This is a genomic window from Pseudomonas ovata (assembly GCF_003131185.1).
Classification (GTDB): Bacteria; Pseudomonadota; Gammaproteobacteria; order Pseudomonadales; family Pseudomonadaceae; genus Aquipseudomonas; species Aquipseudomonas ovata.
Window position 1 is genome coordinate 213,082 of sequence record NZ_QFFU01000006.1, and the last position, 17,198, is coordinate 230,279.

21 protein-coding genes and 1 pseudogene are annotated in these 17,198 nt (G+C 58.3%); 9 read left to right on the forward strand and 13 right to left on the reverse strand.

Features of this window, described 5'->3' with window-relative positions; translation table 11 throughout:
* Nucleotides 1-6: 6 nt before the first annotated feature.
* Entirely contained in the window at nt 7-726 is a 720-nt protein-coding gene (locus DGA31_RS11155) for a gluconate 2-dehydrogenase subunit 3 family protein (RefSeq protein ID WP_056835388.1), read from the reverse strand.
* A gap of 687 nt (nt 727-1,413) precedes the next feature.
* Nucleotides 1,414-2,199, reverse strand: coding sequence for a transporter substrate-binding domain-containing protein (locus DGA31_RS11160; RefSeq protein ID WP_109512551.1), 786 nt, complete (start codon nt 2,197-2,199; stop codon nt 1,414-1,416).
* Between the two features lie 177 nt (nt 2,200-2,376).
* Between DGA31_RS11160 and DGA31_RS11165 the strand changes: the two are divergent.
* Nucleotides 2,377-2,595, forward strand: a pseudogene (locus tag DGA31_RS11165) (sigma factor); the annotation flags it as partial.
* Entirely contained in the window at nt 2,595-3,542 is a 948-nt protein-coding gene (locus tag DGA31_RS11170; protein ID WP_109512553.1) for a FecR domain-containing protein, read from the forward strand. The pseudogene DGA31_RS11165 and the gene DGA31_RS11170, both read left to right, overlap by 1 nt.
* A gap of 16 nt (nt 3,543-3,558) precedes the next feature.
* On the opposite strand, the gene DGA31_RS11175 is transcribed toward DGA31_RS11170, so the two are convergent.
* A complete protein-coding gene (locus DGA31_RS11175) occupies nt 3,559-4,086 on the reverse strand; it encodes a hypothetical protein (RefSeq protein WP_109512554.1) in 528 nt (175 codons plus the stop codon).
* A gap of 256 nt (nt 4,087-4,342) precedes the next feature.
* Between DGA31_RS11175 and DGA31_RS11180 the strand changes: the two genes are divergently transcribed.
* The 3 genes from DGA31_RS11180 (at nt 4,343) to DGA31_RS11190 (ending at nt 7,502) form a co-directional block, all read left to right on the forward strand.
* Complete coding sequence (locus DGA31_RS11180; RefSeq protein WP_109512555.1) at nt 4,343-5,521, forward strand: GGDEF domain-containing protein; 1,179 nt, start codon at nt 4,343-4,345, stop codon at nt 5,519-5,521.
* Nucleotides 5,522-5,635: 114 nt separating this feature from the next.
* The gene (locus DGA31_RS29975; protein ID WP_109512556.1) at nt 5,636-6,205 is read left to right on the forward strand and encodes an imm11 family protein; all 570 of its coding nucleotides are present in this window, start codon (nt 5,636-5,638) and stop codon (nt 6,203-6,205) included.
* A gap of 463 nt (nt 6,206-6,668) precedes the next feature.
* Entirely contained in the window at nt 6,669-7,502 is an 834-nt protein-coding gene (locus DGA31_RS11190) for a tyrosine-type recombinase/integrase (RefSeq protein WP_241509568.1), read from the forward strand.
* Between the two features lie 4 nt (nt 7,503-7,506).
* Here the strand turns inward: DGA31_RS11190 and DGA31_RS11195 are convergent, their stop codons facing one another.
* From DGA31_RS11195 to DGA31_RS11240, 10 genes are all read right to left on the reverse strand, one after another.
* Nucleotides 7,507-7,815, reverse strand: coding sequence for a hypothetical protein (locus DGA31_RS11195; protein ID WP_109512557.1), 309 nt, complete (start codon nt 7,813-7,815; stop codon nt 7,507-7,509).
* Nucleotides 7,812-8,207, reverse strand: coding sequence for a LytTR family DNA-binding domain-containing protein (locus DGA31_RS11200; RefSeq protein ID WP_109512558.1), 396 nt, complete (start codon nt 8,205-8,207; stop codon nt 7,812-7,814). Before DGA31_RS11200 ends, DGA31_RS11195 begins: the two co-directional genes overlap by 4 nt.
* Nucleotides 8,204-9,886: a DNA cytosine methyltransferase gene (locus tag DGA31_RS11205; protein WP_109512559.1), complete on the reverse strand. Its 1,683-nt coding sequence runs from the start codon at nt 9,884-9,886 to the stop codon at nt 8,204-8,206. Before DGA31_RS11205 ends, DGA31_RS11200 begins: the two co-directional genes overlap by 4 nt.
* Nucleotides 9,887-9,891: 5 nt before the next feature.
* On the reverse strand, nt 9,892-10,353 hold the full coding sequence (locus tag DGA31_RS11210) for a hypothetical protein (protein ID WP_109512560.1): 462 nt from the start codon (nt 10,351-10,353) through the stop codon (nt 9,892-9,894).
* A 41-nt stretch (nt 10,354-10,394) separates the two neighbouring features.
* The gene (locus tag DGA31_RS11215) at nt 10,395-10,634 is read right to left on the reverse strand and encodes a pyocin activator PrtN family protein (RefSeq protein ID WP_109512561.1); all 240 of its coding nucleotides are present in this window, start codon (nt 10,632-10,634) and stop codon (nt 10,395-10,397) included.
* The gene (locus tag DGA31_RS11220) at nt 10,631-11,017 is read right to left on the reverse strand and encodes a hypothetical protein (RefSeq protein ID WP_109512562.1); all 387 of its coding nucleotides are present in this window, start codon (nt 11,015-11,017) and stop codon (nt 10,631-10,633) included. The genes DGA31_RS11215 and DGA31_RS11220 overlap by 4 nt, the downstream gene beginning before the upstream one ends.
* The gene (locus DGA31_RS11225) at nt 11,014-11,295 is read right to left on the reverse strand and encodes a phage antirepressor KilAC domain-containing protein (RefSeq protein WP_109512563.1); all 282 of its coding nucleotides are present in this window, start codon (nt 11,293-11,295) and stop codon (nt 11,014-11,016) included. The genes DGA31_RS11220 and DGA31_RS11225 overlap by 4 nt, the downstream gene beginning before the upstream one ends.
* 7 nt (nt 11,296-11,302) lie before the next feature.
* A complete protein-coding gene (locus DGA31_RS11230; RefSeq protein ID WP_109512564.1) occupies nt 11,303-11,875 on the reverse strand; it encodes a deoxynucleotide monophosphate kinase family protein in 573 nt (190 codons plus the stop codon).
* A 261-nt stretch (nt 11,876-12,136) separates the two neighbouring features.
* Nucleotides 12,137-12,388: a DUF1654 domain-containing protein gene (locus DGA31_RS11235; RefSeq protein WP_109512565.1), complete on the reverse strand. Its 252-nt coding sequence runs from the start codon at nt 12,386-12,388 to the stop codon at nt 12,137-12,139.
* 173 nt (nt 12,389-12,561) lie between these two features.
* On the reverse strand, nt 12,562-13,269 hold the full coding sequence (locus DGA31_RS11240) for an XRE family transcriptional regulator (protein WP_109512566.1): 708 nt from the start codon (nt 13,267-13,269) through the stop codon (nt 12,562-12,564).
* 99 nt (nt 13,270-13,368) lie between these two features.
* Here DGA31_RS11240 and DGA31_RS11245 point away from each other — a divergent pair, with 99 nt between their 5' ends.
* The 4 genes from DGA31_RS11245 to DGA31_RS11260 all read left to right on the forward strand — a co-directional run bounded on the left by DGA31_RS11245 (nt 13,369) and on the right by DGA31_RS11260 (nt 17,192).
* Nucleotides 13,369-13,596, forward strand: coding sequence for a transcriptional regulator (locus tag DGA31_RS11245; protein ID WP_109512567.1), 228 nt, complete (start codon nt 13,369-13,371; stop codon nt 13,594-13,596).
* A gap of 221 nt (nt 13,597-13,817) precedes the next feature.
* Nucleotides 13,818-14,306: a phage regulatory CII family protein gene (locus tag DGA31_RS11250; protein ID WP_109512568.1), complete on the forward strand. Its 489-nt coding sequence runs from the start codon at nt 13,818-13,820 to the stop codon at nt 14,304-14,306.
* A complete protein-coding gene (locus DGA31_RS11255) occupies nt 14,299-14,502 on the forward strand; it encodes a TraR/DksA family transcriptional regulator (RefSeq protein ID WP_109512569.1) in 204 nt (67 codons plus the stop codon). Before DGA31_RS11250 ends, DGA31_RS11255 begins: the two co-directional genes overlap by 8 nt.
* Entirely contained in the window at nt 14,499-17,192 is a 2,694-nt protein-coding gene (locus DGA31_RS11260) for a DUF5906 domain-containing protein (RefSeq protein ID WP_109512570.1), read from the forward strand. The genes DGA31_RS11255 and DGA31_RS11260 overlap by 4 nt, the downstream gene beginning before the upstream one ends.
* The last annotated feature ends 6 nt before the right edge of the window (nt 17,193-17,198 follow it).

Genomic DNA, 17,198 nt, shown 5'->3' on the forward strand with positions numbered 1-17,198 from the left:
AAGGGGTCAGCCGCGGTCGCCACTGATGCTTACAGGGCCCAGCGGGTAGGCAACGTTGTGTTGCTTGACCCATTCCAGGTAGCTGGCGCGGGCGCCGGGAAAGCCGATGGCAATCCAGGCCTTCATGCCCTTGTTGCCGCCGTAGATCGGGTCGGAGAGGTAACCCTGCTGGGCCAGCGTCAGGACTTCGGAAAAGAACATCGGCGACTTGAGGATGTCTTCGCCAAAGGCATTGAACTTCAGGTCACCGGCCTGCAACTTCTTGAGCACCTCGACCTGGGTGTCGGCCTTGAGCGCAGCAAAATTGCCGTGGTGGTTCTCGTTGCACCAGGCTTCGACCGCCTGGATGCCCTTGCGATAGATGTCCTGCGGGCGGTACGGAATCTGATAGCCCAGCGTCTTGGGGGCGTTCAGGTCGAAGGGGCCTTCGAGGTAGATCTCACCGCCCAGGTCACTGGCCAGTTGCTGGTCCATGAACACCGGCACGTTGGCTTCCAGTGCGCCAGGACCGCGGCCACCGGCAGGAATCAACTGATTGCAGGCCGCCATGATGAACGCCCATTCGGCGGGGCTGAAAAACGTCGGCGAGTAAGACTCGAGGTTGGGGGCCACCATGTCGGCAGCGACGGCGGCGCTGAGCCCGTTTACGGTCACGCCCAGCGCAGGCAAGGCAATCAGGGAAGAAAGCAGGAATTTTCTTCGCGATGTCGGCTTGTTCAACAACATACAGGGACCACCTATGACGGCTCACAAGAAAATCCCGGACGGCACAACGCTCTATGGCTACACATCGCAAGCGACGATCCTGACCCTTTGCGTAAACGTTGGCGGCCACCGCAGCCTGTGAGCAGGCGTAGTCGGCGTCAGGTTGAAAAGGCCTTTGCCTGCCACCTTTTTCAGGGCAGACGGAACCACGCCGGTGCAAGGCGGGTCGTTATCGCAGGCGAAGGCTTTCGCAACAGGGGCTGGCAGGCCTTGAGGGCTGCTCTCATTGTGATTCGTTTACATCGGGTGGCCGGCTCAGGTCGCGATCCGGTCCATTGACAGAGGTGCGATACGTGTCGATCGCTTGCTCATCACGGGTCATACGATGTTAGCAGACTCATTTCTATATGTAACGAATGATTTCCTTTCGAGTGTCAAGCGCTCTATCGTCGCATCCATAGACGAGATTGCGCTGTCTTTAAAAAATTATTGGATCGCAAATTATTCAAGGTTTTCAAAGGTTGTCTGACGTCGCAGTGGGAGACCGCCGGCCTCAAGGCGGAGGGCTTTTATCGGACGCTGCGCATGACCGACATGAACAGACCGTAGGGGCGACCAACGGTCGCGAATGCCGTCGCCAATCATGCAGGTCTTTTCGCGACCGGTGGTCGCTTCAGCTGTGGTCGTAGACGTGTCCGATCCAGGCTTTTACTGGGCCGGCACGGCCAGCCACTCACCGAGAATGGCCTGATAGGCGCCCGTGGCCTTGCTCAAGTGCAGCCATTGATCGACATAGCTTTTCCAGGTCATGTCATCACGGGGCAACAGGTAGGCTTTTTCACCGTATTGCATGAAGTGTGTCGGGTTGACCGCACACAGCCCCGGCAAGCGTTTTTGCTGGTAAAGCGCTTCGGAGGCATCGGTGATCATCACATCGGCCTGCTTGTTCAGCAGTTGCTGGAAGATGGTGTTGTTGTCATGAAAGCCCAACTGCGCCTTGGGCAGAAAGGTGCGGGCGAAGGCTTCGTTGGTGCCGCCGGCCGGTTCAATCAGGCGTACCGAAGGCTGGTTGATCTGCTCGATGCTCTGGTACAGCGCCTGGTCTTCACAGCGCACCAGCGGGATCTTGCCGTCCACGTCCAGAACGTTGCTGAAAAAAGCCTTCTTCTGCCGCTCCAGAGTGACCGAAATACCGCCCATGCCGATGTCGCACTTGCCCGCCTGCAGGTCCGGCATCAGCGTCTTCCAGGTGGTCGGCACCCATTTGACCGGCACGTTCAGGCTCTTGGCCAGCGTACGCGCCATGCTGATATCAATGCCTTCGTACTCGCCGTCTTCACGCAGAAACGTGTAGGGCTTGTAATCGCCTGTGGTGCACACAGTCAGTTGACCGGCCTGCTGCACTTTATCCAGGTGCGAAAGCGGCTCCTGGGCGTGAACTGCACTGCAGAACCCGAGTACCAAAACGGCCAGACTGCTGGATTGAACATTCATAGGGGCGCGACTCGCTGCTGAAGAATGGAAGCGCCTAGGGTAGCGGGTTTGATCCCGGATGTTGGACAGGGTGTGAAATCGCATCGGCGACTGCATGAGCGCGGGCCGGCACTTGCATAAAATCGACGGCCTGCTGACAATGCGAGCAATTATTATTAGCGCTTGCAAGGTCCTCTCATGTCGAGCCTTGATATTTCAGCCATTTTCCCGCTTTACAGTGAGCACCACCGCTGGCTGAAAGGCTGGCTGCGGGTACGGTCGGGCAATCCGGCCGATGCGGCGGACCTTGCCCGGGACACTTTCCTCAAGGTCATGGACGCCCGTAATGCCTGGCCGATCCGCCAGCCCCGTGGCTACCTGAGCGCCGTGGCGTGTTCGCTGCTGGTCGACAACGCATGAGTCGCGTGCCGGATTTCCAGACCCTTGAAGCGGCTGCCGCCTGGTATGTGCAGCTTAACGATGGGGAGATCGATGAAGCGCGTATCCTGGCCTGGCAACAATGGCTCCAGGCATCGCCGCAGCACGCAGCAGCATGGGAGCGGGTCGAGAGACTGCACCAGCAGTGGGCGCGTGTGCCGCAGCAGACGGCGTCATCCAGACTGAGCGCTGCACAGAGGCCAAGGCGTGAGGTGCTCAAGGTACTGTCGATCCTGCTGGCCATGGGCGGTGCCGGCTGGCTGGCCGTCGAGCATGTGCCGTACCGCGCACTGCTTGCCCAGCAGCACACCCGTGGCAACCAACGGCGCACGCTGGAGCTGCAGGATGGTTCACGCCTGGTGCTCAATGCCGACACCGCCGTGGACATCCGCTTCAGTGCCCTGCAGCGGCTGATCCAGTTGCATCAGGGCGAGGTCCTGGTGCAGACCGCTCAGGATGCCGCCCGACGACCTTTTATCGTCCAGAGCGAGGAGGGCAGCATCCTGGCGCTGGGCACACGGTTCAGTGTTCGCCAATTGCTCGGCAAAACCCGCGTCGGGGTGCTGGACGCCGCCGTGCAAGTGCGGCCGTTGCAAAGCATCCATCATGCCGACCGCCTGGTCGCCGGTCAGCAGGTGACCTTTGATTGCAACCGGGTCAGTCCGCCTGAACACCTGCCCGAAGGCTCGACCGCCTGGGTGCAGGGGCTGCTGAGCGTCAATGACTGGCCCCTGGGGACGTTTCTCGATGAGCTGAGCCGCTATCGCCCAGGCGTACTGCGCTGCGACGAGTCAATCAGGCACCTGAGGATTTCCGGCACCTTTGCGCTCGATGACATCGACACGGTGCTGGAAAACCTGGGCAAGACCCTGCCGGTCAAGGTGCGTTACCTGACCCGCTACTGGACCCGCGTCGAGCCCGCCTGATAACGGGCCACGCGGATTATTCGACTTTCAGGGCTACCCACTGATCGAAGTCCGGATGTTCGCGCCGGGCCTTGTCCGACAACTGCTCAGGCGTTTCATCACCCATCCCATAACGGGCATCGACAGCCTGTGCCAGCGCTTGCCAGTCCAGTTCGCGGTCTTCGTCTTCATCCGGCTCCAGCCAGTCGCCGTCAAAGAACTGCTTGCCGCTGGCCAGTTGGCGGATAAAGTCCTCAATGTCATTCGCCACCAGGCTGGTTGCGCCTTCCGAGCCCATGAACACCACCGGTGGCCGTGTGCTCAAGCCGGGGTAATACCACAGCAGAAACATCGACCCGGTGCCGTCCTGGCCAAACTGCACAAACGTGTCGCCCGCCTCGGACCAGCGCTGGCCGCCAAACCAGTGGCCGAAGGTTTCCGCCAGCTCCGCATCGCTGAAGGCTGCAGGCTCGAAATCGATAGGCCAGTCGATCAGGCCGTCTTCGCACAGCGTGTTGATGAAGTCGATGGCGTCGCGGGTGGTGTCGTCAAGTTTGCTGTTCATGGAATGCCTGCGCTTAGAAGGGGGTGTTTCCAGCAGGGCGCTGGTCTGTGGCAGCAGTAGACCGCAGAAAGTGGACTAGGTTTGCGAGCGTGTTGGCGTTTTGGATGAGCACGTGGTGGTTCTGTGAACTGGGTACAAAAGCATGTTTCGCAAGACGTCATGGCGGTTAAACATTAAGGCTTGGCAGGTTCTGCTAAAATCGCTCAACCGCCTACAATCCACCTTCTCTACGGCACTCATTCAGGTCGGTCCATTCATGGCGCTCGATCCCCTTACCCTGCTGGTTATCACCGTTGCCCTGGCCGCTTCTGCGGCGCTGTACCTGGCCATCGAGTGGCGCAGCGTGCGCGAGTCATCCTTGCTGTTCTGGAGTGCCGGCTTTGCCTCGATCAGCGTGGGCTGCATCCTGGCGGTGATGCGCAGCAGCGGGTTGCTGGTGATCGGCATCTGGTTTGCCAATGGTTTGTTGGTGGTGGCGCACGGGCTGTTTCTGCTGGGCGTTGCGCGCTTTACCGAAGTGCGCCTGTCGCGCGCCTGGTACCTGATTGCGGTGGTCTGGTGTGCCTTGCTGTTACTGCCCGCCGATCCGTCGTGGTCCAAGGTCATGCTGCTGGTCAATTCGCTGCTGGTGGCGCTGCTGAGCCTGCGTGCCAGCTTCCTGTTGCGCCCGCATGGCCAGTCGTTGACCGTCGGGGCGGTGCAGTTGCGCTATGTGCTGTTGCTGCACGGGCTGTTCTACGTGGTCAAGGCCGCCACGGCTGTGGTGCCGGGCACCCTGATCGACCTCGCCTCGTTGCGCGGCCAGATCATCCAGATTTCCCTGGTCGAGGGCGTTATGGCCGTAATGCTCATCGCGCTGTCGATGACCGGCACCGAACGCCACCGCCGCGAGCGGCGCATTGCCCGGCTGGCCGCACGCGATCCATTGACCGCGCTGTATAACCGCCGCGCCTTCGAAGTGCGAGCCGCCCGTCTGCTTGAAGACGTCTGCACCGCCCGGCCGGGGGCCTTGCTGCTGATCGATATCGACAATTTCAAATTGATCAACGACCTGCACGGCCACACTGCCGGCGACCGTTTGCTGATCACCCTCAGCGAACTGATACGCGCCGAATTGCCCCGGGGCTCACTGGCTGCCCGCCTGGGCGGTGACGAATTCGTGATTCTGCTCAGCGATGCCTCATGCGAACAGGTCGGGGCCCTGGGCAGCATGCTGCGCGAGCAGTTTCACAAGGTCGCGGCCGAGACCTTTGTCACGCCCAAGCCTGTGACCCTGAGCATCGGCGCCAGCCTGTTCGACCAGGCGCCTGCCACTTTGGCAGGCTTGATCGAACAGGGCGATGCCGCGCTTTACGAGTCCAAGCGCGCCGGTCGCGACCGGTTACGGCTGGTGGATCTGCGCGTCCTCAATAAAGATGCAATGCAGGTTGGCTGAGGCGGCGCGAGGCCGTAAGGCAGTTTTGTTCACGCACTTGGCGCCCTGCTTTCAGGTCCTCCCAGCGTTCGGGTATCACAGAATTAAAGTCGGCATCGGGACAAGGGGCTGCAGATGACTAAACTGTTTTTAATAAAAATTTCTGATGATTATCCGGAACGCTATTGGTTTCGCTGCACGGTGTTGAGCGGTCAGGATCCTGGTGTTTTTAAACAAGGCATACCGCTGGAAGAGGAGGTGTCGATTGAATTCAGGGTCGGCTCGAAGCCTGATGCCGGGCGCCTGTTGAACTATGACTTTCTGTTCAGTGATGGGCCTAACTTCATAAGCCCCAGGTTTCATCGGCTGTTACTGGACCATGACGTGCAGGGCCTTCAGTTTTTTGACGCTGACGTCTATATGGGGGAAGCTGAATACCATGGTTACAAGGTGGTGAATTTTACCTCGAAGTCAAAGGCATTCGATGAAAGCAAGTCAAAGAGTGAGCCGCTCTTGAGCTATTTGCCCGAAGGGCCTGCGCTCTATACCGAAATTGTATTAAAGGAAAACGTTGATACGCGTGTCGATATGTTCAGGGCTGAGGAAGACTTTACAAGCATGCTGGCCGTGGCCCGGATAAAGGCGCTCTGTGACGCTCATCAGGTAGGCGGTTTGCAATTCGTAGAAGGGGTTTTCAAAGCTTGAGGCCGTGGGGAGGGCTCAGCATACCGGCTTGTTGGCAGGGTCAAGGTTGCAGGCCGATGCCCACTGAAACTTTACGCCAGACGAAAAAAAGGCCTTGATAATCAAGGCCTTTCTTCATTGTGCTGGTGCCCCGAGGGGGAATCTTAATACTTTTGACTAATAGTTTCAGATCGGTGCTATTCGTCGCAAAGTCTTGTTCTGCAAGGGTTTCGGACTTAAAGAGTGCGACAGTTCAAGGCGCCCGGTTGCAATGGCGTGATAGTCTTTACGCCATTTTTACGCCAATAGGGGTTTGGCTGTGGCGTCTTACAGGAAGCGGAGTGGTGGCTGGAGAGCTGAGGTCGCTAAGCTGGGGGTGAGGGATTCCCAAACCTTTCCTACAAAAGCGGCAGCAGTTGCTTGGGCTACGCATCGGGAAGCAGAGATCCTGGGCGGTAGCGGCAAGGCGAAAGTTAGTAATCAAATGACGCTATCAGATGCTTTGATGCGCTACAAGCGAGACGTATCCCCTACGAAAGCTGGGCAGCGCTGGGAAGAGTTGCGCCTAGACAAGATGGACAACGAGTTAAGTTTCGTCGGATTGCTGATCAATGACATATCAGCAGACCAGATCGCTGAGTGGCGTGACCTGCGCTTGAAGCAGGTTGCGAGCCCCTCGGTGCGGCGGGAGATGACATTGCTTTCTTCAGTGTTTGAAATTGCCAGGCGTGAGTGGAAGTGTTGCACCATTAACCCGGTACGGGAGGTGAAGCGTCCTTCTAATGGCCGGCCGCGTGATCGACGAATCACCGTTGCTGAAGAGAAGGACCTAATAGATCGCTTCGGGTACGTTGAAGGCGCTGCACCAATCACGCTGCAGCAAGAGCTGGCTTATGTCTTCTTGTTGGCTTTGGAGACTGGCATGCGTCAGGGGGAAATTCTGGGGCTGACGTTAAAGTCTGTTCGCCTGAAGGATCGGTACGTGCACCTGGCCAAGACAAAGAATGGCGACAGCCGTAACGTGCCGTTGACGAAGCGGGCAGGTGATCTGCTGGAAGTATTGTTGCGTGGCCGCACAGGGGAGGGTGCTGTGTTCAGGCTTGAGTCTGGATCTGCGGATGCAATGTTCAGGAGGGTGAGGGACGAGTTGAAGATTGTGGATCTGCACTTCCATGACACAAGGCATGAGGCAACTACGCGGCTTGCGCGCAAGGTGGATGTGCTTGATTTGGCCCGGATCACGGGTCACAAGGATCCGCGCTCTCTGATGGTCTATTACAACGCCACTGCCGCCGAGATGGCGGCAAGGCTTGATTGATAGCTCATGCGGCTTTGCGTGGGGTTCGCGGACTCGGCAGCTTTGCCCGGTTCTGCCGAGCCCACTTGATCACCTCGCCGGCAAACCAGCGCTTAACAGCTTTGGTGCCGGTGGCGCATGGTTGAAACGCGGCCGGGAAGCCTGGCTGCATGACAACGCGCCGTTCTACCGTGTACTGGGCGAGCTTCAGGTATTGGGCGATATCGTCGGTAGTCCATAGCTCGTCTTCGATAGACACCTTGGGAGCGCGCAGCTCGGTTACCAGGGCGCGCAAGGTGGCCAGTAGATCCTCGCTTTGTTCAATGTCGGTCATGCTGTCTCTCCGGCCTGGTGCTGCTGATTGATGGTTTTGGCTACTGCAGTGCGGACTGTCTTAATGCGACCGCGAGCAACTGCCACCGGCTCTGTCACACCCAGCAGGCGTACGCTCGCTGGATTCCTGCTGAGCCCGTGCTCTCTTTGAAAGCTCAGCAGGCGGTTGCGGGCGACCAGAGAATTCTTGTGAACGCGAATGAACTGTTCGCTATACGCCTGCTCCAGCTTGAGAGTCGATGCGCTCAGCAGCAGCTCGCCGCCGTCGTGATAGACGACCACATACTTCAGTTCGGCCTTGAAGTGGCTGATGTCCTTGATCAAGACGCGAACAACCTCGCGGCGATAGGTCGACTGGATGTAATCGGCGTGAAGCTCTTCGTGTGCTTTCATGCGGCCTCCTGGTGCGACACGCTCAGGCCCACTGCTACGGGGCGAACCCACACGGGCATACTGCTGAGCATGAAGGTCTCGCCGGCCTCGGCCAGCAGTAGCGTGGTGCCCATCACATGGGCAATCGCTTCTGCAGCTGCTGGTGGAACCGCGTTGCCGATGCGCTCGCGCCATGCCTGATCGCTCAGGCCGTCCAGAATCAGTTGCTCTTCCGGGTCGACCAGCGATTGCAGGGCGGCCAGCTCCAACGTCGTAAATGGTCGATGCCATGTGCTGTCGAGCGATTCGATCACGCAGGTGAGGCGGTCGGTGGGTGCTGGCATGCGCGGATCGGCGACCGACCATCGTCCGTTGTCCTGCCTGGCACTCGCCGATACGGCCCCGGCCTGGCCTTGCCAGTCGATCACCCCGTAATGTCCGCCGGTCATATAGGCATCGCCTTTGACGCGCTTCATGCCTGGGCGTGGATCCTGTACGGCGAAAGCGCTTTGTCCTGTGGTGCTGCCGGCGATTACTGTGCCACTTGCCCGATCCCAAGGCGTTACCAGGTACTTGCCGAACGTGCCTTGCGGTTGTCTCGGGTCGGCAACGCTGAATGTCCCTTGTCCTGGAGACTTGACGCCAATAACCGCCCCGCTGGTTTCGTCCCAGCGGCGAACACCGTACTGCTGGTACTGCAAGGCGCCGGCCCGGGCGCGAGGATCCGCCACCGAGAACGCACCGTTGGTGGGGCTGCTTCGGCCGGCAACGGTGCCCATTGAGTCTCCCCATTGGTTGACGCACAGATAGCCGGCATAGGCCTCCGGTACGATGACCAGGTCGCGCAGGTGACCGTCTTCAATTTCCAGATCATTCAGGCACCGCCAGTCCTTGCCGGCTTCGACAAGGGCGAGTCGCACCCAAGTCTTCCACTGCAGTGAAGGGATTCGGTGCATCGGTCCTGCAGCGTCGATATCGCCAGGCATTGGCATGCGGCCGAGGATGCTGCCGACAGACTTCAGGGTCTTCTGTTCGGGCTCATAAAGGAACGGCGGGACTTTCGCAATGTGGCGGGCCACGAGCAGGAAGCGCTTGCGGGATTGGGCCAGCCCACCGATCCGACCGCAATCGTGAGTGGTTTCGGCCACGGCATACCCATAGAACCCAAGCAACTGGTTGATCTGGTCGAGCAGATGCCGGCCACGACTTGCAAGACGGGGCACGTTCTCGAACACGATCAGCGAAACAGGATCGTCTTTCCATGCCTCGCACATCAGCCAGACGCAGCGCAGCGTCAGCTCGTTCAGCGCCTGGTACTTGGGCGTCAGACTCATCGTCTCGGACAGCAACCCTGAGGCGCCTTTGCAGGGGCTGCTGATGAACACCGCATCGGGCCGCTCGTTCTGCGCCGCGCGGCGGATGTCTTCAGGGGTCGCTTCTTGCCAACCTGCAGGTGGTTCGGCGCCGTGGAAGCGGGTGTACTGGTCGCGGGTGAATAGATCCAGCAATGTGCCGGGAACGCCAGTGAGTTGCTGGAAGTCGCGCAGGCCGGCTGCGTCGACATCGATGCCACCCAGGCACCGCCATTCGGCCTGGACATTCCCGACGATGGGCTTGGCGTTATTGAAGCCTTTCCCGCCGCCGCCCAGACCGCAGCAGAAGTGGAAGTGCCCGAAGACACGCTTGAAAGGAGGGGCCATGGCTGTCATGCGGCCTGCTCCCGTGCTGCTTGGGTGGCTGCTGCTGAGAGACGGCTATTCAGGGTCTCCAGTTTTGCGTGCAACGTGCCCGCCTTGCGTGCCATCGGTTCGGCACCCTTGATGGGTGCCCAGGTCCGCTGTGCAAGGTCAATGGTATTGGCCGCCTGAATCAGTAGGCCGATGTCGCCTGGTGTTAGGGCTACGGCCAGTCGCTTTGCCGTGCGCAACTGTTCAAGCTCGGTCTGAGCCAGTGCCAGCTGTTCATCCAATCGGCTTGTCTGCTGCCAAGCTGTGGCGATGGCATTCTTTTGGGACTTTATCAGTGGCTCAAGGTTGGCAGTTGTCTCGTTGCTTCCTGCCTCACGGCCACGTCGATGAGCCGTGGTGATTGCGCGGAAGAACGCGTAGGTCAGAGCGGCGAAGCCTAGGATCAGGCCGCCCAAAGCAATGATGTGTTCTGTTTGCATGTGCTGTGTCTCTCAGTAGTTGGTCGCCGCCATGGGCGGTGTCACGCGACTTGTGCGCCGATGCTGTCGAGGTAGTCCGCTAAGTCATGCAGATACACAACTGGCTGGCCCTTGCTGGAGCCGCCCAAGCGAGTGACTTTCAGGACGATCTGCTTTGCAGCAATTTTTCGGAGCAGGTAGCGGTCGCTGGATATGTGCGTGAAGTAGCGGCTGCGAACTGCGGTTAACGTTGGGCAAGGAGTCGCGAACTCCTTGCGCAACAGATCAAGCGTTTGGCTCACACTCGATCCTCCCCGGACCCCGCCGGGATGGGCAGAGCTTGCAGCTGCATGCGGATCAGCTCTGCGAGCTCCTCCTTGGATTTGCCAACGGCTATCGCCAGCAAGCGCCCGTGAGAGTCCGCAACGACCGCGCCGAAGGGCTTTTCAGGGCATTTGGTTGGTGTCACGTACGCGACTTGCCCTGGTTGCACGACCGCATCGACGCGGCGAAACACTTCTGCCAGTTCCGTAGCAGCCGCTGGAAGCGCGTCGAGCAGGGTCAGTGCTTCTGCACTGGCCCCGATGAGCGTGGCTCGGCTGATGATCGTCGGGTGGTTGAGGTACATAGGGATCAGCTTCAGTGCCCCTACGGCCTGGGTGATTGCGTTTTGTGCTGTGCTCATGCGGTGCCGTCCTTGCCCTGCGTGCTGATCGAAATACCCAGTTGCTTTGCCAGCCAAGCCACACCGCGTTCAGTGACCATCACGACGGAGTAGTGGGTATAGGTGTGGATCGCCTGGTTCCAGCGGCTGCGCGGGTCGGCAAATAGGTATCCCTGGCCGACGTGCTTGCTCGCCAGATCGCCGGTCTGGGTCAAGATGCCCAGTTCACGAAGCCGTTGGCGCAGAGCCCTGGAGCCGAGGCCCAGGACTGCTGCGGTTGAGTCGAGGTTCCTGTTCATGCGGACCTCAAGCGGCTTTGGATGCGATGGCAGCGTGCTGGGCAATGACCAGTTGATCGAGCTGGCCGTACAGGTCGGTCAGCTCGCCATCGTTGTTGATCACCAAGTCATGTGGGTGAACGGCCACACCCAGCTCGCTGATGTGAGCGTTCACGTCAGGGGCGTCGTTGCGCGTCATGTGGACGATCAGGCCACCGCGCTTGCGAATGAAGTCCGCTTCGTTCTCGAACCGAACATCGCTGATCACAAAGCCAGGTGCATAGGGCTCCAGCTCGGCCAGCGCATCCAGATTCTGCTCGGCGATGTCGACCCAAATACTCGCGCTGATCATGTCGCGCCCCCACTCGGTACCGAGCAGTTGCATCAGTTGGCGTGGTGAGCGGCCCACCCACGGGATCAGCTGCTCTTTGTCTTCGCCTTCAAGATCTTCGACGTTCAGACCGAACATCGCGGCGATGCCTTCCTTGAGCGGAGTGGCGAAGGCATAGGTCTGGAAACCATGTTCGCTGGCCAGGTGATCGGCAGAGGTGGTTTTGCCGGTGCGTGCGTGGCCTGTGAGGCCGATAAGGATCTGTTTCATGCTGCGTCACCCCCGAATGGAGAGGTGGGCACAGTCAACGCGGCGCGGCGCTTGGTGCTTACGATGACGATCAGGCCAGTAGTGCGCTGGATCGCTTCAATGGCGCGGGGGTTGGTTGCTGCCGGGTGCAGGTACACCTGGCAGCCTGTGGAACGTTTTGGAGTTTGCATTGCAAGTACCTTGGTGAGGGGTGCAATGCAAAATTAGCAAAAGCTAAATGTATCCACAATAGCATTTGCTAAATTATTTGATTTTTCTCTTTCAGTTTGTGCTGGGCACGTCCCAATGTACGCGTACCCCTCCGTCATCGAGAGGAGTCACATGGACACCCTCTGTCTCGATGATCGCCTCCATAATTTGATTCCAATCGTCTTGTAACTCGTCAGGCGCTTTATAGATAACCGCCTCTCGATTTTTCTGTGCTGAGGGGGAGTTGATTACCTTTTGTAAACGAGCACCCAGGTGATCGATTGAGGTAGGGGCAGGAGAGGATTGGGTTTTGGATTTAGCCATGATGCACTTCCTTGGTTTGCTGTATGTATATACAGTATTGTCAAGTCAGGGCTGTGGCAAGAGTTTTACGGGAAATGTGCACGATCTATCCGAAGATGTTTCTGCAGTAGACATAGGGAGCGGATACAAAAAGACCCGCATGTTTGGCGGGTCTTCGAGACAGTTTCACGGGGTTACAGCTTTCTGGCATTCCATACCAAAAGCACTCGTGCCTGGATGTGAACCTTTTCCAGGTCGGCGCCTTCTAGCGTTATGGATTCGTACGCTTTGTTGTCAGAGATCATCAGTAACGAGCCTTTGGTCATCCTTTGCAGGCGCTTGATGAACAGCTCACCGTCAAGGGTGAAGACATAAATTGCATCTGTCTTGATTTCGGTAATGCCTCGATCCACCAACAGGGAGTCACCATTTCGAAAGGTACCCTCCATGCTATCCCCGTCTCCGGTGATGATTGCTAAATTGTCGAGGTTGGAAAATGCGAGGCCTTGTGTCTTTAGCCAATCGAAATTCACAGTGATGTCGCGGATGACCTCCACATGATGCTCGGGGACATTCCCTGGACCCATGGAGGCGGCCACATTCAAGTGTGGAATGGTAATGAAGCCGAGTGTTTCCATCAGGCGCTTTTTGTCGAGGACTGGCTTCGCTGCGGGTCTTTCAGTTTCTGGTGAGACGTTTGCCGCAGGCGCCACAAGGCTGCCTGGGGAGAGTCCAATCTTTTGCTCAAGATTTGCTGCGGCTTTTTCTCCGAGAGCCCGGTGACCGTTCAGCAATTGAGATAGATAAGACGCGTCCAAGCCATGGCTGTTGGCGAAATCTTTTTGAGTCAGGTCGCCCATCGTTTGGCGCAGAGCCCTGATTCGAAGTTCTTTGATATCCATCTCCGAATCATCGCTTTCTGTTAGCAAACAGTAAATTACGGTTTGCTATTGCGATGATAATTAGCATTTGCTAATCTCGCTGCTCGATAGGAGGTGCATATGACCCTGTACGAATATTTGAAGAGCTTGGACAAGCCATCAGCGGATGGTTTCGCTTTGCGCTGCAAGACAACTGTTGGTCAGCTTCGTCAGGTGTCCTACGGCAACCGTCGGGCTGCTGCCGGTTTGGCTGTGGACATTGAGCGAGAGTCTCAAGGGAAGGTTACTTGTGAGGAGCTCCGTCCAGACATCGACTGGGCTTATTTGCGAGGCTCCAAGGTTGCATAAAGCTGTCATGCCGGAATTTCCCTTCCACAGGTAACCCGGCAAGACAGAGACAACGATTTAACGCTATCAGCTTCACCGGCCAGAACCCCTCACCACAAGCGTTTCTGACCGGCTCAAACGAAACGTCGTGCCCACAGCACGCAAACACAACGTTCGGTCGTGGCTGAAGGATAGGGTGTGCCCTGCCGATCAGCAACACCGTAAAAGGAGCATTTACGGTTATGAGTCGTACAGACCTATTGCCGGACCCGGGTCCAGTCCTTTCACTGCGTCATGCGCTTTACCGCGCTGGGCGTGACTACAAGGGCGGGGTAACTGCTCTTGCTTTTGCCATGGTTATTGACCCCGATGCGTTGCAGAAAAAACTCCACCTTGAAGAAGAGCGCCGTTGGCTGTCGGCCGATGAGCTTGAGGATGTCATTCGACTGACTGACAACCCTCGTCTGTTGGATGCCCTTATGCGGCCAGCGGGGGCTGTTTGGTATAAGCCAGAACCAGTTCCGGCCACCCAGGAAGCCTTGAAAGCTGTCGGCGAAATGCTTGCGCGAGCTGGGCACTTTGTCGCGACGATGCACCACGGCGCTGCCGACAACGTGTGGGAGGAGCATGAAGTTGAGACCTTGGAGAAGGCTGGGCACGATCTTATCCGCGAAGTGTTAGGCATCATGGCCGGCGCAGCTAAAGCATTGGAGGTCCGTGAAAATGGCTGACATCATCGACCAGGCTAACGACCATGCTGAGTATCTGCGGACAGTTGCGCTGCATCGACAGCCTGCTCTTTCTACGGCTGCAAGCGCTTTTTACTGCGACGACTGCGACGAACCTATCCCTGAGCGCCGTCGCGCTGCCTTGCCTGGCTGCGTAACTTGCATTGATTGCCAATCGCTGCGGGAGCGCCGTCGATGATCGATGCGTTTTCTCCCATCTCGTCGTTTGCCCGCTTCTACATCGAAAAACTCAACATGGCTCTGGTCCCTATCTCACCTGGTGAGAAGGGGCCGAAAGGTGCTGCCTGGAACAAGCCTGGCGGCTACTTCACCGATCCTGTTGCCGCCGAGGCTTACTGGAAGGAAAACCCAACATCCAACATGGGTGTCGTCCATGCGCCCAGCGGGGTCTGCTCGTTGGATGTCGATGACGTGCAGTGGACTCGCAAGGTTCTCTATGACCAATTCGGCATCGATCTTGATGCGCTGGCTCTGGTGTACCCGACAGTAGTGGGTAACCCGGCACGATTCCGCATCATGTTTCGTGCGCCCGAGGGTGTAGAGCTAAGCCAGCATGCGCTGGCCTGGCCGAATGAAAACGACCCGGATGGCTCGAAGCACAGAGACTTGATGCGTAAGGCACGAGAGGCTGCTACGTCGGGCGACAAGGCCCGTGAAAAGCTGTATCGGGCCGAGGCGGCGCAGTATCCGCGGCTGACCGTTTTCGAGCTACGGGCCGGCGCAACGCAAGACGTATTGCCCCCCTCGATCCACCCAGGCACAGGCAAGCCGTATGTATGGCGGACCCCGCCAGTTGATGGGCTGCCAGTGGTGCCAGATGCACTATTAGCTCTCTGGAATAACTGGGACATCGTCAAGCGAGACGGCGGTGCAGCGTGCCCGTGGGCGCCAAAACCCAAAGCTGCACCGGCCAAGCCCAAGCGTATTTCGCCGCCGGCCGGCAACCGGCCATCAGTGATCGATGAGTTCAATCGTTGCCATGACGTCACCGAGCTGCTGCGCGCCAATGGCTATATCCAAAAAGGCAGCAAGTGGCTTTACCCCGGATCAAGCACCGGCTTGCCGGGTATTACGGTGGATAAGGATGAGGGCCGTGTTTACTCGCACCACGCCGCCGATCCACTTGCAAACGGGCACAAGAACGATGCGTTCGAGGTGTTCTGTCTGCTTGAGCATGATGGCGACCAGGCGCGTGCAGTGAAAGAGGCGGCACGCATGTTGGGACTCTCGAACAGCTCGTCAATATCGAGTCCGAACCCGCCGCCGCTTGGTGATCTTCCCCCGACCCCATGTGGCAACGGCGAGCCTGGCCAAAGCGGCGAAGCGGCGCCACCTGCAACCGGGGGGCAGGGGGAGGCGTTTGGAAGTGCGCAGGTCGTTCGGCGCTTCGCATTGATCGAGGGCACCACTCAAGTGTGGGACGTCGACAAGGCCATGCGCATGAAGAAGACGGCGTTCGAGACGCTGATCGGCAAGGCTGCGTACAAGACGTGGATCGATGACCCTGATCGCAAGCTGATCGGCGACGACCAGGTGAAAGACATTGAGCGTGCCCGCAAGAATGCCGGCAAGAAAGGTGGTGCGCTGGGCATGTCTCCGACTGATCGGTATGTCTATATCGACGGTACGAAGGATGTCTGGGACAGAGAGAAAAAGCGCCGTATCCCTGAGGGCGCGTTGAAGATGGCCCTGGGCGACTTCTATCAGATGTGGCTGAACAGCCCGGATCGGCGAGTGGTAGACGTCGATCACATCGTCTTTGACCCGACTCTGACAAAGGATCCAGCGGTCTACATCAACACGTTTGAGGGCTTGCCGCTCGAACCCATCGACAACCCGGCGGCGTGCGAAAACATTCTCTGGTTGATCAAATCTCTTTGTAACCATGAGGATGAGCCGTGGCAATGGCTGTTGCGTTGGCTTGCCTATCCCCTGCAACACATTGGGTCGAAGATGGATACCGCAGTGCTGATGCACTCAACCATGGAAGGCTCCGGGAAGAGCCTGATGTTCGCCGACATCATGGGCCGACTATATGGACAGTACGCAGCCACGGTGGGGCAGGCCCAGTTGGAGGGTAACTTCAACGTCTGGCAAAGCCGTAAGTTGTGGGCAGTCTTTGAGGAGGTGGTTTCCCGCGACCAACGTTACAACCAGGTGGGCAAGATCAAGCACTTGGTCACCGGCAAGACTGTTCGGATGGAATCGAAGTTCGTGAACGGTTGGGAGGAGTCGAACTTCATGAACGCGGTGTTCTTGTCGAACGAGATTCTGCCATGGCCAATCAGTGACAGTGACCGGCGACAGTTGGTGGTGTGGCCGCTTGAGACACTTTCAGTCGAGCGGCAGAAAGCCATCGGGCGTGAGCTGGATGGCGATGGTGTGGCAGCGTTGTATGGCTGGCTGTTGAGGGTCGATCTGGGCGATTTTGACCAGCGCACCCGACCACCAAAGACGGCTGCTCGCCAGCGCTTGGTTGCGCTGAGTCGCAATGGTTGGCAAGCGTTCCTGCACCTTTGGCGTACTGGTGAGATCGGCCAGAACATGTGGGGAGCATGTTTATCCAGCGACCTTTACGCATTGTTCCTGGAGTGGTGCAGCAGAGGCAAAGAGGGCTCAGTCAGCCACACCCGGTTTGCCGAGTTCCTCAGTGCCGACGTGCCCAAGACTGACAGGGGGATTCCCTACACGGATCGTAACACCCGAAGGTTCGGCATCTTCTTTTTCCCTGACGATGACCAGGCTTCCCTGCCCCCATCATGGGGATCGGCCGATCTTGGGGCGTGCGTTACGGCCTGGCGAGCTGCTGCGCGGCTGGCAGGGTGGAATGTGGACAACTGGGACCATGTGAAAGCGGTGGCCGCATGACTTCGC